11 protein-coding genes, 2 tRNA genes and 2 rRNA genes (1 of these 15 only partly in view) are annotated in these 14,680 nt (G+C 44.9%); 6 read left to right on the forward strand and 9 right to left on the reverse strand.

Annotated elements, in window-relative coordinates:
• From EO130_RS01070 to EO130_RS01085, 4 genes are all read right to left on the reverse strand, one after another.
• Positions 1-624 (reverse strand): 23S ribosomal RNA (locus tag EO130_RS01070) (it extends 2,193 nt beyond the left edge of the window).
• A 175-nt stretch (positions 625-799) separates the two neighbouring features.
• Positions 800-876, reverse strand: a tRNA-Ala gene (locus EO130_RS01075).
• A 162-nt stretch (positions 877-1,038) separates the two neighbouring features.
• A tRNA-Ile gene (locus EO130_RS01080) sits at positions 1,039-1,112 on the reverse strand.
• Positions 1,113-1,214: 102 nt separating this feature from the next.
• Positions 1,215-2,740: ribosomal RNA gene (locus EO130_RS01085) — 16S ribosomal RNA — on the reverse strand.
• The 16S and 23S rRNA genes sit together here with 2 tRNA genes alongside, the layout of an rRNA operon.
• Before the next feature lie 716 nt (positions 2,741-3,456).
• Between EO130_RS01085 and thrS the strand changes: the two genes are divergently transcribed.
• The 4 genes from thrS to rplT all read left to right on the forward strand — a co-directional run bounded on the left by thrS (position 3,457) and on the right by rplT (position 6,663).
• Positions 3,457-5,397 (forward strand): threonine--tRNA ligase, encoded by a 1,941-nt coding sequence (thrS, locus tag EO130_RS01090; protein WP_127139695.1) that lies wholly within the window; start codon positions 3,457-3,459, stop codon positions 5,395-5,397.
• A 36-nt stretch (positions 5,398-5,433) separates the two neighbouring features.
• Complete coding sequence (gene infC / locus EO130_RS01095; protein WP_206513101.1) at positions 5,434-5,985, forward strand: translation initiation factor IF-3; 552 nt, start codon at positions 5,434-5,436, stop codon at positions 5,983-5,985.
• Between the two features lie 45 nt (positions 5,986-6,030).
• A complete protein-coding gene (gene rpmI, locus EO130_RS01100) occupies positions 6,031-6,228 on the forward strand; it encodes a 50S ribosomal protein L35 (RefSeq protein WP_108245191.1) in 198 nt (65 codons plus the stop codon).
• 90 nt (positions 6,229-6,318) lie between these two features.
• Positions 6,319-6,663, forward strand: coding sequence for a 50S ribosomal protein L20 (rplT, locus tag EO130_RS01105; protein WP_014033571.1), 345 nt, complete (start codon positions 6,319-6,321; stop codon positions 6,661-6,663).
• Between the two features lie 88 nt (positions 6,664-6,751).
• Here the strand turns inward: rplT and EO130_RS01110 are convergent, their stop codons facing one another.
• Both EO130_RS01110 and EO130_RS01115 read right to left on the reverse strand, forming a co-directional pair.
• A complete protein-coding gene (locus EO130_RS01110) occupies positions 6,752-8,329 on the reverse strand; it encodes a carboxypeptidase-like regulatory domain-containing protein (RefSeq protein ID WP_127139697.1) in 1,578 nt (525 codons plus the stop codon).
• A gap of 56 nt (positions 8,330-8,385) precedes the next feature.
• Positions 8,386-8,808 carry a secondary thiamine-phosphate synthase enzyme YjbQ gene (locus EO130_RS01115; RefSeq protein WP_127139698.1) on the reverse strand — a complete coding sequence of 141 codons (423 nt, stop codon included), beginning with the start codon at positions 8,806-8,808 and terminating at the stop codon, positions 8,386-8,388.
• Between the two features lie 98 nt (positions 8,809-8,906).
• Between EO130_RS01115 and EO130_RS01120 the strand changes: the two genes are divergently transcribed.
• Positions 8,907-9,698 (forward strand): HAD family hydrolase, encoded by a 792-nt coding sequence (locus EO130_RS01120; protein ID WP_127139699.1) that lies wholly within the window; start codon positions 8,907-8,909, stop codon positions 9,696-9,698.
• An 89-nt stretch (positions 9,699-9,787) separates the two neighbouring features.
• A complete protein-coding gene (locus tag EO130_RS01125; RefSeq protein WP_127139700.1) occupies positions 9,788-10,675 on the forward strand; it encodes a dienelactone hydrolase family protein in 888 nt (295 codons plus the stop codon).
• On the opposite strand, the gene EO130_RS01130 is transcribed toward EO130_RS01125, so the two are convergent.
• The 3 genes from EO130_RS01130 to EO130_RS01140 all read right to left on the reverse strand — a co-directional run bounded on the left by EO130_RS01130 (position 10,672) and on the right by EO130_RS01140 (position 14,628).
• Positions 10,672-11,976 carry an asparagine synthetase B gene (locus EO130_RS01130; RefSeq protein WP_241244278.1) on the reverse strand — a complete coding sequence of 435 codons (1,305 nt, stop codon included), beginning with the start codon at positions 11,974-11,976 and terminating at the stop codon, positions 10,672-10,674. The genes EO130_RS01125 and EO130_RS01130 overlap by 4 nt on opposite strands.
• Entirely contained in the window at positions 11,960-13,507 is a 1,548-nt protein-coding gene (dnaB, locus tag EO130_RS01135; RefSeq protein WP_127139702.1) for a replicative DNA helicase, read from the reverse strand. The genes EO130_RS01130 and dnaB overlap by 17 nt, the downstream gene beginning before the upstream one ends.
• A gap of 167 nt (positions 13,508-13,674) precedes the next feature.
• Entirely contained in the window at positions 13,675-14,628 is a 954-nt protein-coding gene (locus EO130_RS01140) for an acetyl-CoA carboxylase carboxyltransferase subunit alpha (RefSeq protein WP_127139703.1), read from the reverse strand.
• Positions 14,629-14,680: the final 52 nt, after the last annotated feature.

Genomic DNA, 14,680 nt, shown 5'->3' on the forward strand with positions numbered 1-14,680 from the left:
GCCGGTAAAAGTAACTCGTAGGCTCATTATGCAAAAGGCACGCCGTCACGGATAAATCCGCTCCGACCGCTTGTAGGCGTATGGTTTCAGGGTCTATTTCACTCCGTTGTTCACGGTTCTTTTCACCTTTCCCTCACGGTACTGGTACACTATCGGTCTCCCAGGAGTATTTAGCCTTGGCGGATGGTCCCGCCGGATTCACACAGGGTTTCACGTGCCCCGCGCTACTCAGGATACCACTATCTTTAACGCTCCTTGCCCGTACGGGACTGTCACCCATATCGTGCAGCTTTCCAACTGCTTCCGGTTCGTCGCGCAAAGAACATTGTGGTCCTACAACCCCGTCATTGCCGAAACAACAACGGTTTGGGCCGATCCGATTTCGCTCGCCACTACTCTCGGAATCACTCTTGTTTTCTCTTCCTCCGCCTACTTAGATGTTTCAGTTCGGCGGGTTCGCCCCCATTGCTGGGTGACAGGCCTTCAACCTGCCGGGTTGCCCCATTCGGACACCCGCGGATCAATGCTCATGTGCAGCTCCCCGCGGATTTTCGCAGCTTATCACGTCCTTCGTCGCCTCTGAGAGCCTAGGCATCCCCCATACGCCCTTCTTTTGCTTGTCGCATCCCATATAAATATGGGACGCCCTCTCGTAATCCTTAATTGTTCTATTCTACTTCGTGTTTCTTCTTTTTGACTTCACGTGAACGGTATGATACCGCTCCGCTCCGTCCCAATATGTCAATGAACTTTCTGGCACGCCGCCACCGATACCAAGATCGACGGACGGCCTTTGCCGTGGTGGAGAATATCGGAGTCGAACCGATGACCTCCTGCGTGCAAGGCAGGCGCTCTAGCCAGCTGAGCTAATCCCCCATCTTTCAGTTATGAGTTATTAGTTGGGAGTTATGAGTGATAACCCTGTAACTCAACTTCTAAAATTTCCAATTCAATATTCCTCAATGAACTTCCTTTACAGTCCCAGGCAGACTTGCTTCGACCGCGCTCAGCACAGGCTTCTCGTCCTTCTTCGACTTGTAGTCTCAGGCAGACTCGAACTGCCGACCTCTACATTATCAGTGTAGCGCTCTAACCAGCTGAGCTATGAGACTGTCTTGGCCTATTGCCAGTATTTGTAACATATCATAAACGACAGCGCAGAGATAAAACCATCTCGTGCGGGACAAGGATCTTCCGGACATCTCTTTCTCTAGAAAGGAGGTGTTCCAGCCGCACCTTCCGGTACGGCTACCTTGTTACGACTTAGCCCTAGTTACCGATTTTGCCCTAGGCCGCTCCTTGCGGTGACGGACTTCAGGCACTCCCGGCTTCCATGGCTTGACGGGCGGTGTGTACAAGGCCCGGGAACGTATTCACCGGATCATGGCTGATATCCGATTACTAGCGATTCCAGCTTCACGGGGTCGAGTTGCAGACCCCGATCCGAACTGTGACCGGTTTTGTAGATCCGCGCCCCCTTGCGGGGTGGCTTCCCTCTGTACCGGCCATTGTAGCACGTGTGTAGCCCAGGACGTAAGGGCCGTGATGATTTGACGTCGTCCCCACCTTCCTCACGGTTTGCACCGGCAGTCCCGTTAGAGTCCCCATCTTGACATGCTGGCAACTAACGGTAGGGGTTGCGCTCGTTATAGGACTTAACCTGACACCTCACGGCACGAGCTGACGACAACCATGCAGCACCTTGCAGGCGGTCCGAAGAAAGGGGTATCTCTACCCCATGCAGCCTGCATTTAAGCCCTGGTAAGGTTCCTCGCGTATCATCGAATTAAACCACATGCTCCACCGCTTGTGCGGGCCCCCGTCAATTCCTTTGAGTTTCATTCTTGCGAACGTACTCCCCAGGTGGGATACTTATCACTTTCGCTTGGCCACGGAGACCGAAGTCCCCACAGCTAGTATCCATCGTTTACGGCGTGGACTACCGGGGTATCTAATCCCGTTCGCTACCCACGCTTTCGTCCATCAGCGTCAGTACATGGTTGGTCACCTGCCTTCGCGATCGGTGTTCTATGTGATATCTATGCATTTCACCGCTACACCACATGTTCCGGCAACCCCACCATGACTCAAGACCTGCAGTATCAAAGGCAATTTTATGGTTGAGCCACAAACTTTCACCCCTGACTTACAGGCCCGCCTACGGACCCTTTAAACCCAATGATTCCGGATAACGCTCGGACCCTCCGTATTACCGCGGCTGCTGGCACGGAGTTAGCCGGTCCTTATTCTTACGGTACCGTCAGACACCTACACGTAGGTGCGTTTCTTCCCGTATAAAAGCAGTTTACAACCCATAGGGCCGTCATCCTGCACGCGGCATGGCTGGATCAGGCTCCCGCCCATTGTCCAATATTCCTCACTGCTGCCTCCCGTAGGAGTCTGGTCCGTGTCTCAGTACCAGTGTGGGGGATCCCCCTCTCAGGGCCCCTAACCATCGCTGTCTTGGTGGGCCGTTACCCCACCAACTAACTAATGGTACGCATGGCCATCCCTGTCCGATAAATCTTTAATCGTAATATCATGCGATATAACGATACCATGGGGCATTAATCCAAGTTTCCCTGGGCTATTCCCCTGACAGGGGCAGGTTCCATACGCGTTCCGCACCCGTGCGCCGGTCGCCACCAGAAAAGCAAGCTTTTCCGTGATGCCCCTCGACTTGCATGTGTTAGGCCTGCCGCTAGCGTTCATCCTGAGCCAGGATCAAACTCTTCATTGTATTTCTTTGAATGTCTGTCCGACACCCGGAAACCCGAGTCCCTGCATCAAAATGGTTCTTTCTTAATTCTACGCTGTCGTTACAATATGTATATGAACTTCTTTGTTTCAAAAACTAAGTCAACAATATAAATATAAAATCTCTCTTAGCTTAGACCTTTACCTCGTTGGTAAAGCGGCTGCAAATTTACAACTGTTTTCTAAACCGGCAAGCTTTTTTTTGAAAAAAAATCCAAACATTTTCTTAACCTAAAAAACTGTCTTTTTACATGAACTTTACCTAGAAACACCTTAGTGTTTTTTCGGGCTGCAAATGTAAAACGTTTTTTTGATTACACAATGCCTTTTTTCGGTTTTTTTTCGAATCTTGTCGATTCTTCAAAACGATGTATCAATATGCTTCTGAACTTACCAAAACAACCATCTTTTGTTGTTTTCGGGCTGCAAATGTAACACCATTTCAACAACAAACAAGAGTATTTTTTAGTTAGCCCCTACATTCATTTTTAACTAATTGAAATCGAAGCAGATAAAAATACAACTTTTTTTAAAAACACAAAAATAGTTCCGCTTCGCCTTTTCTTAAGGTTTAAAAACAATTGAACCTACCTTTATTATGAGGATTAAAATCAGCATATATATTAAGGTAGGTATTGTAGCATCTATACAAGGTATTATCTTTGTCCTCTCGATTATAAAAATAGAAGTTCAAACAAGATGATAAAGATTACACTGCCAGATGGTGCCGTAAAGGAAGTTGAAAAGGGAACAACCCCCTTTTCCGTTGCCCAAAGTATTAGCGAAGGGCTTGCGAGAAATGTTATTTCTGCAAAATTTAATGATACCACGGTTGAAACCACCACACCATTGACCGAAGATGGCAGATTGACTCTTTTTACCTGGAACGATGATGAGGGAAAAAAGGCCTTTTGGCACTCCACATCGCACGTAGTCGCCCAAGCATTGGAGGAACTGTATCCAGGCATCAAGCTTACTATTGGTCCTGCCATAGACAATGGTTTCTATTATGATGTGGATTTTGGTGACCATTCCATTTCAGAAAAGGACTTTCCTTCCATTGAAAAAAAGGCATTGGAAATCGCCCGCGGCAAACATGATTACAAGATGAGAAGTGTTTCCAAGGCTGATGCACTTTCCTATTATAAGAATCAAGGCAACGAATACAAGGTAGAACTCATCGAAAACCTTGACGATGGTACGATTACCTTTTGCGACCACAGTACTTTCACCGATTTATGCCGTGGTGGGCACATTCCAAATACAGGTATCATTAAAGCCATCAAGTTGTTAAGTGTTGCCGGCGCCTACTGGAGAGGTGATGAAAACAATACTCAGTTGACCCGGGTATATGGTATCTCGTTCCCCAAACAAAAGGAACTAACGGAATATTTGCAACTGTTGGAAGAGGCCAAGAAAAGAGATCACCGAAAATTGGGCAAAGAATTGGAGCTTTTTACCTTTTCCCAAAAGGTGGGCCAAGGGCTACCCCTTTGGTTGCCCAATGGAGCTGCCCTTCGTGAGCGATTGGAGCAATTCCTGAAGAAAGCACAAAAGAAGGCGGGTTACGAAATGGTGGTCACTCCCCACATCGGCCAGAAGGAACTCTATGTTACATCAGGTCACTATGCAAAGTATGGGGAAGATAGCTTTCAGCCCATTCATACGCCAAAAGAGGATGAGGAGTTCCTGCTCAAGCCCATGAACTGTCCGCACCATTGTGAAATATACAACAGCCAGCCCTTTAGCTATAAGGATTTGCCCAAACGCTATGCGGAATTTGGAACCGTATACAGGTACGAGCAAAGCGGAGAGTTGCATGGACTAACACGAGTTCGTGGGTTCACTCAAGATGATGCCCACATATTCTGTACCACGGAACAATTGAACGACGAGTTCAAAAACGTAATCGACCTTACTTTATATGTATTGAATTCTTTAGGGTTTGATAACTTCACTGCACAGGTATCCGTCAGGGATTTGGAAAACCCAGAAAAATATATTGGAAACAAGGAAGATTGGGAAAAGGCCGAGCAGGCGATTATCGATGCTGCCGAAGAAAAAGGCTTGAACTACATAGTTGAAAGCGGAGAAGCTGCCTTTTACGGACCCAAACTGGACTTTATGATCAAGGATGCGCTTGGCAGAAGTTGGCAATTGGGTACCATTCAAGTAGATTACAACCTGCCGAAGCGATTTGACCTTACCTATAAGGGAAGTGATAATGAACTGCACAGGCCCGTGATGATTCACCGTGCGCCTTTTGGAAGCATGGAGCGTTTTGTGGCCCTATTGCTGGAACATACCGGAGGAAACTTCCCTTTGTGGCTGATTCCTACCCAAGCTATTGTCCTACCTGTCAGTGAGAAGCATGAAAAATATGCGCAAAAAGTTTTGAATTCGCTAGAAAATCACGAAATTCGCGCGCTCATTGATAACAGGAACGAAACCGTAGGGAAGAAAATCCGCGAGGCAGAGCTCAAGAAAATCCCTTTTATGATCATTGTTGGGGAACAAGAAGAGGAGTCTGCCACCATTTCGGTCAGGCGACACGGAGGTGAAGATTTGGGCAGTTTAAGCGTTGATGCATTTTCGGACTTGGTAACTACTGAAATAAATAGTACCTTAAAGTCGTTCTAAAAAATTAAGTTTAATTAAAAAGTTTACGTCATAGCAATTAGAAGAAGATTTAGACCCCAACCAAGGAGGGAGAACAAAAACCCTCACAACATCAATGAGAAAATAAAAGCCCGGGAAGTTAGACTTGTCGGCGACAATGTTGAGATGGGCGTTTATCCCATTTCCAAGGCAAGGGAAATAGCCAACGAGCAGGAGTTGGATTTGGTTGAAATATCACCAAACGCTGAACCACCTGTTTGCAAGGTAATGGATTATAAAAAGTTCCTTTACGAACAAAAGAAACGCGATAAGGCCATGAAGGCCAAAGCGAGCAAAGTGGTCGTAAAGGAAATAAGGTTTGGGCCGCAAACGGATGACCATGATTACGATTTCAAGAAAAGACATGCAGAAAAGTTCTTGAAAGATGGTGCCAAACTAAAAGCCTATGTGTTCTTTAAAGGACGTTCCATCGTCTACAAGGACCAAGGCGAAATATTACTGCTCAGGCTGGCCCAGGATTTGGAAGAACTTGGAAAAGTAGAGCAAATGCCCAAATTGGAGGGTAAGCGGATGACGATGTTCATTGCGCCAAAGACGAGTAAAAAATAAATCGGACCGAGTCCGGTATAATAAGCGGAGTTAAATACTAGGAAAATGCCTAAGATGAAAACAAAATCCAGTGCCAAAAAGCGTTTTAAGCTTACCGGAACTGGTAAAATCAAAAGAAAGCACGCTTTCAAGAGTCACATTTTGACGAAAAAATCGAAAAAGCGTAAGCTTAAGTTGACCCATTCGACCTTGGTTCACCAAGCGGATGAGGACAACATCAAGGAACAATTGCGTTTAAAATAATCGTTCCAACGGTACATTAATTATTAACCATGGAGTCGGGCCCTAAAAAGTTCCCAAAAAACGGGACGCCTGCTACAAAAAAATGACATTATGCCAAGATCAGTAAATTCAGTTGCTTCAAGAGCTAGAAGAAAAAAAGTGATGAAGCAAGCCAAAGGTTACTTTGGAAGACGTAAAAACGTTTGGACAGTAGCCAAGAATGCGGTGGAAAAAGCAATGCTTTATGCCTACCGCGATAGAAGAAACAAAAAACGTACATTCCGTTCCTTATGGATCACCCGTATCAACGCCGGTGCCAGAATGCATGGAATGTCTTACTCTCAATTTATGGGCAAGGTAAAAGCCAATGGAATAGAACTCAATAGAAAAGTTCTTGCCGATTTGGCCATGAACCACCCAGATGCCTTCAAGGCCATCGTTGAGAAAGTAAAGTAAAAAGTTAATATAAACTTACCCCGCTTATTGAAAAATCCCGCCTTGTGCGGGATTCTTTTTTTAAATACCCCTCTTGTCCGTTATCAAACTATTTAGGAGTATTGCCCGTTTGTTGAAGAGGGGTATTCATCCAATATTCCTGCACGGCCTCTACAGATTCATCAGTGACGACATGATCAAACAATGGCCGTTCCTTATCCATGGGAACACCGTTTTCCGCATTCTCATTTCCTTGTAGTATTCGTTGGGTAAAAAATTCCCTGTATTGCAAATATTCCTTTTGCTCGGAATAACCCAGCATATTCCCGTAAACATCCATCAGCCCTTTCACCTTGTACACCATATGCTTCTTAAAGGCTTTCCTATCGTTGGCAAAATAGGCGGTCTCGTCTTTTTCTGAATTGAAAATAGGCTTGATGAACACTTTGTAATCCTCCCCATGTCCTGTCAATAGCTCAAAGGCTACCCTTTTCTTTTTAAAAAATATCTCATAGTGTTCCTTATCCAATGTAGAAGAAACGTTCACTGGATTATTAAATTCAAGCCAAGTTAGCTTATTGATGGTATCGATGGTTATGTCTTTCAGCATGAATGCCGGTGGCAAACGCACCACGAACCGATTGCTAAAGGACAAATAGTTCAGGTACATTTTACCTTGATATGGTCGATATTCAGATTGTATGTGGAAAATCAATTGCGAAGGGTTATCAGCCAAAGGGCTCTCTACTTTCCTCTCTTTTTCCCATTGATAGGCCGCATAATCCAATCCATAGATGGCGTAATCCTTTTTGGATATGATGAGTCTTCCCTTGGCTCCAACGTCTTCTTTTTTCGTATCAAAGAGTATGCTGTACAGCCATTCTCCATCCAGATATACATCACTTCCCATTTGGAAATCATGATTATGTACAAAATCCGTTCGAAGGTTGTTCACAAATGAATAGGAATCAATGTCATAATTGCGTACGGCATCGTGAACCCGCAGAATAACCAACTCATTCCCATTATAAGAAGGCAGAAACCCTTGGGCAATTACCTTGTTCTGACTTTCGTAATCGTAGGACATACTCGAAATCGTATCCCTAGGAAAATCCTCATTCTTCACCAAGCGATAAATCTGATACTTTGTGGTTTTGGCGTCACTCTTGCGAAAACCTTCGTCCCGAACTTCAACAATCGACTCGTTTAAATTGAGATATGCCCCTTTATCCTGTTGATAGTCCCTGTAGTAACCAACCAAGGAAAAAGGGTCCTTTGAAAAATTTCGAGGTATGGCCCTAATGGCTTTTCTTACAATCCGTTTCGCTAGCGACCTATTGGTATATCCAACAACTGTGGTCTCTTGCAAGGCTATGGTTCTCGGTATAAGATAAATGGTGTTGAGACGGTCTTCCGATAACGCATCCATGGCAACGGAAACAGACTCGTACCCCAAAGACGAAACAATAATACCCTTGTATTCGGATTTGAACTCCATCGGAATTCTAAAACTACCATCCTCATTGGATATGACCCCTTTGGAAGAGCCCTCCAAGAGAATATTGGCAAACACCACAGGTGCTTTTGATACGGAATCCAAAAGGCGTCCTTGAATGAATTCTTGGGAAAAAAGCACACAGGGAAGCAGTATGAGAAGGACAATCAGATGGATACTTTTTATGCTCATTTTTAAGGTTTGTTTGGTCGATTAAACGACAATAATTATACCAAATAATTGGCGCATCAATTGCCAAAAGCTGTGAGCACCAGCCTCCTTCCCGAGGCGTGATCTCGGTGTTCACAAAGATAGATACCTTGCCAAATTCCAAGGTTTAATCGGCCTTTTGTGATAGGCATTTGAACCGAAGCCCCCATTAACGAGGCCTTGATGTGGGCGGGCATATCATCCGGTCCCTCATAATTATGCACGTAATACGCCGCGTTTTCTGGGACCATTTGGTTGATATGGCTTTCAAAATCCGTTCGAACCGTTGGGTCGGCATTCTCATTGATGGTCAAACTGGCCGAGGTATGTTTGATGAACACCTGTAAGAACCCGGTATTGATGTTCCTTATGTTGGGCATTGCATCGAGTACCGTATCTGTAATTAAATGAAACCCCCTGGAATGGGCAGGCAATTGTATTTCTTTCTGATAAAAATTCATGATAAAACATTCGCTTCCCCCGAAATTAATATAAAGTTTACCAAAACAGCCCCGTAGTTCGATGAATAACAAATAACTTTGCAGCTTAATTTGTTGGCATGGACCTATCACAAATAAAAATGGTGGTTACCGATATGGACGGCACCTTGTTGAATTCCAAACATGAGGTAAGCCCCCGTTTTTTTGAAATCTACCAAGAGCTCAAAAAGAAAAATATCGCTTTTGTGGCCGCAAGCGGCAGACAATACCACAGCATGGTCGATAAATTGGAGTCCATCAAGAACGAAATTTTGGTGATTGCCGAAAACGGGGCCCTGATCAGAAAACAAGAGCAGACCTTGCTCACTACACCCATCAACCTGTCCGAAGTACATCGAATCCTCGATACCGTTCGCCCTCTGCAGAATGTGCATCCTGTACTTTGTTGCCAAAACAATGCCTTTGTGGGCGGTGACTCCGATGAATTTCTGGAAATGCTCCAAGAGTACTATTCTGAATTTGAAATTGTAGCCGACCAGAAAACAGTGAACGAAGAAGTCCTTAAAATTGCCATCTACCACTTCGAGAACTCCGAGGAACACATTTATCCGCACGTGAAACACCTGGAAGGTGATTTGAAAGTGAAGGTTTCCGGGGCCAACTGGGTGGATGTTTCCAACATAAATGCCCACAAGGGCTACGCACTCCGAAAGGTGATGGATGAATTCAAGGTTGCATCCCACGAACTTATGGTCTTTGGAGATTACAACAACGACTTGGAAATGTTGGAGCTTTCCGATTATAGTTTTGCTATGGCCAATGCGCACCCCAATGTACTGAAGACTGCCAAATACAGGACACATAGCAACGATGATTTTGGAGTAGAGCGTATTCTGGAGAAATTGATCTAACGAAATCAACCCCACCTGAAATAATTCTATCCGAGCAATTTGCTTTTAGAAAATTTGTACCTTCAAGAACAAACAATAAAAGCAGCAGCATGGCACCCCTAAAAAAAAACGACATCAAACAGGAGGTTTTTGACCTCTACGACAAATACGCCCATAACCAGATTGACCGCAGGGAATTCATGGAAAAACTCTCGGTGTATGCCGTTGGCGGTATCACTATAGCTTCTTTGATGAGCTTTATCATGCCCAATTACAAGGATACGCTGACCGTATCGCCCAATGACCCAGAGCTGGACTCCAAATTCATCACCTATAACTCCCCAAAGGGTGGTGGGGAAATCAAGGGATTGTTGTCCAAACCAAAAAATAGTACCGGTAAAATGGGCGGTGTTGTTGTGGTACACGAAAATCGTGGGCTTAACCCCTATATTGAAGATGTGGGGCGAAGAGCGGCCAAAGCTGGGTTTATTTCGTTGGCGCCCGATGCTTTGACGCCACTCGGAGGCTATCCCGGAAACGATGACGATGGAAGGGCCATGCAAAGGGAACGAGACCGCAACGAGATGTTGGAAGATTTTATCGCCGCTTACGAATACCTTAAAAATCATGAAGATTGCAATGGCAAGGTGGGTGTGGTCGGATTTTGTTTTGGTGGATGGATTTCCAATATGATGGCCGTGAAAGTGCCGGATTTAGCCGCGGCTGTTCCTTTTTATGGAAGTCAGCCCGAAGATGATGAAGTAGCACAAATCCAAGCTCCCCTATTGATCCATTACGCTGGATTGGATGAGCGGGTAAATGCAGGTTGGTCCGACTACGAAGCGAAGCTGAAAGAGCTTGATAAAGATTACGAAGTCCATTTTTATCCCGATGTCAACCATGGCTTCCACAACAATACCACGCCACGTTTTGATGAGGCCTCGGCCGATTTAGCCTGGAAACGAACCATAGATTTCTTTAAAGAGCACTTGGGCTAGGTCTTTTGCTTCTTTTTACGGGCAGCAGGGAAAAGGACATTGTTCAAGATCAAGCGATACCCAGGCGAAGTGGGATGTAATTCCAATTCCGTTTTTGGGTCCCCCACTCTATGTTGATAATCCTCAGGATCGTGCCCTCCATAAAAGGTGAAGAAACCCTTCCCTTTGATACCATGGATGTATCGGGCCTCTCCGTTGATTTTGTTTTCGCCCAGTACCATTACCGTAGGTTTAACTTCCTTGCGGGTATAGGCCGTAGTCTGTCCCATAAAACCTTTTACCAAACTCGTATGATTTTGAGTTAACATTGTAGGCACAGGATCCCATTTAGCGGAAAACTCCATCAACGAGAAATAATCCGATTCCCGGGGTACGTTGGCACGTTTGTTCGTCATATCGATGGAGGAAAACTCATATCGAATGGGGTTTCGTTCCAAGGTAAAGTTGGTGAAAGCAAACGTCTTGCTAAAATCCAATTTTGCCTGATAGTTCGCATCCGAGGGGTCTCCGTCGAACATCGGTTCGCAGATATCCACTCCCTCGGCAGCAAGGGCAATATCAAAACTATCGGTAGCGGAGCACATGGCAAACATGAACCCGCCCCCAATCACATAATTTCTTATTTTGAGGGCAACGGCCAATTTCTCTTCGGACACCTTGGAATAGCCCAAGCTCTGCGCCAATGCCTCAGCGTTGGCCTTATCCTCAATATACCAGGGAGAAGCGCGATAGTGGCCGTAAAAGCGGCCGTACTGTCCTGTAAAGTCCTCGTGGTGCAGATGCAACCAATCATACAGTGCCAATTTATCGCCAAGGACTTCCGTATCGTAAATGGTGGTGTAGGGAATCTCTGCGTAGGTCAGTACCATGGTAACGGCATCGTCCCATGGTTGGTTCCCCTTTGGGGAATACACAGCGATTTTGGGCGCCTTTTCCAAGATAACAGCATCTTGATTCTGTGATGGACTACTGATTTCATCCAAAATTTGCTCGGCCTGTGCATCGGACAGTACCTCAAAGGATACGCCTCGAATTTGACATTCCTTGCGGATGGCATCCCCGTCCGGCAGCAAAAAAGAGCCGCCGCGGTAATTGAGCAGCCATTGCACCTTTTGCTGTTTGGACAATACCCAATAGGTAATTCCGTAAGCTTTTAAATGATTCTTCTGTCCTTCGGCATCCATGGGTACCAAAATCACCGAGGCAAAAGATTGTAAAGAAAGTAAGAGCAAAACGAAAAGAAGACTTCTCGACTTCGTTCGAGGTGACTGAAGATTTGCTGTTTTAAAAAGGTACGTCATTATCATCTGGGTCATCATCACTGTTCATTGCGCTGCCAAAAGCATCATCCGCACTCGGATAATTTGGCGTCGCAAAGGGATTTTCTTCATCCGCATTCATCTTCGATTGGAATTCGAATGGGGAATCAAAGTCATCCAAGTTATCAAATTTACCCAGAGCACCCACAAATTTTAACCTAATATTTTCTAAACCTCCGTTACGGTGTTTGGCCACAATAAACTCGGCTTGACCTTGGGTTGGGGTGCGTTCCTCATCGTCCCACTCGTCAATTTTATAGTATTCCGGCCTGTAAATAAAGGATACGATATCCGCATCCTGCTCAATGGCTCCCGATTCCCTCAAATCGGAAAGAATGGGTCGTTTACTGCCTCCCCTTGTCTCAACTGCCCTCGATAACTGTGACAGGGCAATCACGGGAACGTTGAGTTCCTTTGCCAATGCCTTTAAGTTTCTGGAGATGGTGGATATTTCCTGTTCACGGTTCCCTCCTTTTTGGCTTCCACCTGCCGTCATCAACTGCAAGTAGTCGATAATGATCAACTTGATGCCATGTTGGGATGCCAATCGTCTGGCCTTGGCCCTCAAGTCAAATATGGAAAGTGATGGAGTGTCATCAATGAACAAAGGTGCCTTTTCCAAGGTCTTAACTTTCACGTTGAGCTGTTCCCATTCATGCTTTTCCAGCTTACCAGTCCGTAATTTTTCGGAGGATAATCCAGTTTCTGATGAAATCAAACGGGTAATCAACTGCACGGAGGACATCTCCAAGGAGAAAAAGGCAACGGGAATTTCTGAATTCACCGCAATATTCCTAGCCATGGAAAGGGTCAATGCCGTTTTACCCATACCGGGACGTGCCGCAACAATGATCAAATCGCTTGGCTGCCAACCGGAGGTTAACTTATCCAATTTGTCAAAACCAGATGGAATTCCACTCAGTCCTTCCTTGTTGGATATCTCTTCAATTCGTTTTTTGGCCTGAATCACCAAATTTTGAGCGGTCTCTGCAGAACGTTTGAGGTTTCCTTGGGTAACCTCGTACAATTTCGCTTCCGCATTATCCAGCAGGTCAAAAACATCAGTGGCATCGCTATAAGCCTCCTCTATAATATCGTTTGAAATCTTGATGAGACTCCTTTGAATATATTTTTGGAGAATGATTCTGGCGTGAAATTCAATATGTGCTGAAGATGCTACTTTTTGGGTAAGTTTTATCAGGTAGAAATCACCTCCTACAGCTTCCAGCTTGCCATCCTTCTTTAATTGCGCCGAAACGGTTAATAAATCCACCGGTTCGGAAGATTCGAACAATTTGAAGATAGCTTCGTAGATATACTTGTGGGAATCCTTGTAGAAAACATCTGGATGAAGAATATCGATTACCTCATCCACCCCTTTTTTGTCAATCATCATTGCGCCCAGCACAACCTCCTCTAAATCAACTGCTTGAGGTGGTATTTTTCCCTTCTCAAGACTGATAAGGGTGGATTTGTCCACGCGATGTCCAACAATGGGGCTAGGCTTTTCCATGAATGCGAAAGTAGCTAATTAACCTTTAGTTAACTTTAATTTTGATGAATGTGATTTCCACAGGTACTCAACAATTTGAATGTTGATAACTTAAAATACCTGTTGATAACATAAAAAAAAACGGGGATATTACCTAACAAAAAAGATAAGTCCCCGAAAAATAAGATTTATTCGCTGAAAACACCCATGTTGGCGTATTTATCCATCCGGATTTTTACCAATTCTTTTGGTGATAACTTTTTAAGTTCTTCGTAATGGGAAGAAATTTTGTTCGCAACGGTTTCAAAAGTCTTTTCTCGGTTCGAATGGGCTCCTCCGAGAGGTTCCTTCACGATTTCATCCACCAACCCTTGTTTCTTCATATCGGTAGCGGTCAATTTTAAGGCTTCTGCGGCCTGTTCTTTATATTCCCAGCTTCTCCAAAGAATGGATGAACAGGATTCCGGGGAGATTACGGAGTACCAGGTGTTTTCCAACATCAACACCTTGTCCCCTACTCCAATGCCCAAAGCACCACCAGAGGCTCCTTCGCCAATAATGATAACGATGATGGGTACTTTAAGACGCGTCATTTCCAAGATATTTCGGGCTATGGCCTCACCTTGTCCACGTTCTTCCGCCTCTATCCCCGGATAGGCGCCCGGAGTATCCACAAAACATACTACTGGAATTTTAAACTTCTCCGCAGATTTCATCAAACGCAATGCTTTCCTATATCCCTCGGGATTCGCCATACCAAAATTTCGGTATTGACGGGTCTTGGTGTTATATCCTTTTTGCTGTCCAATGAACATATAGCTCTGGTCGCCGATTTTTCCCAATCCGCCAACCATGGCCTTGTCATCCTTTACATTTCTATCCCCATGAAGTTCCAAAAAGGTATCCCCACAAATGGCGTTGATGTAATCCATGGTATAGGGTCTGCTGGGATGCCTTGAAAGCTGAACCCTTTGCCAAGCTGTAAGGTTTTGGTAAATATCCTTTCGGGTCTTTTCGAGTTTTTTCTCGATTTGCGAGCAGGTCTCGGTAACGTCAACATCACTTTCTTCCCCTATCACCATACATTTTTGAAGTTGCTCTTCAAGTTCTTTGATGGGGAGTTCAAATTCTAGATATTCCATGGGAAGTCTTTTATTTTCATGAAAAACAATGGGGACAAATATATAACATTAT

This window comes from Flagellimonas marinaquae, from assembly GCF_003992675.1.
In the GTDB taxonomy this organism is placed as follows: domain Bacteria; phylum Bacteroidota; class Bacteroidia; order Flavobacteriales; family Flavobacteriaceae; genus Flagellimonas; species Flagellimonas marinaquae.

Coding starts and splice junctions, on each gene's coding strand:
- thrS (WP_127139695.1), top strand. CDS start 3,457: ATGATAAAGATTACACTGCCAGATGGTGCCGTAAAGGAAGTTGAAAAG.
- rpmI (WP_108245191.1), top strand. CDS start 6,031: ATGCCTAAGATGAAAACAAAATCCAGTGCCAAAAAGCGTTTTAAGCTT.
- rplT (WP_014033571.1), top strand. CDS start 6,319: ATGCCAAGATCAGTAAATTCAGTTGCTTCAAGAGCTAGAAGAAAAAAA.
- EO130_RS01110 (WP_127139697.1), bottom strand. CDS start 8,329: ATGAGCATAAAAAGTATCCATCTGATTGTCCTTCTCATACTGCTTCCC.
- EO130_RS01115 (WP_127139698.1), bottom strand. CDS start 8,808: ATGAATTTTTATCAGAAAGAAATACAATTGCCTGCCCATTCCAGGGGG.
- EO130_RS01120 (WP_127139699.1), top strand. CDS start 8,907: ATGGACCTATCACAAATAAAAATGGTGGTTACCGATATGGACGGCACC.
- EO130_RS01125 (WP_127139700.1), top strand. CDS start 9,788: ATGGCACCCCTAAAAAAAAACGACATCAAACAGGAGGTTTTTGACCTC.
- EO130_RS01130 (WP_241244278.1), bottom strand. CDS start 11,976: ATGACGTACCTTTTTAAAACAGCAAATCTTCAGTCACCTCGAACGAAG.
- dnaB (WP_127139702.1), bottom strand. CDS start 13,507: ATGGAAAAGCCTAGCCCCATTGTTGGACATCGCGTGGACAAATCCACC.
- EO130_RS01140 (WP_127139703.1), bottom strand. CDS start 14,628: ATGGAATATCTAGAATTTGAACTCCCCATCAAAGAACTTGAAGAGCAA.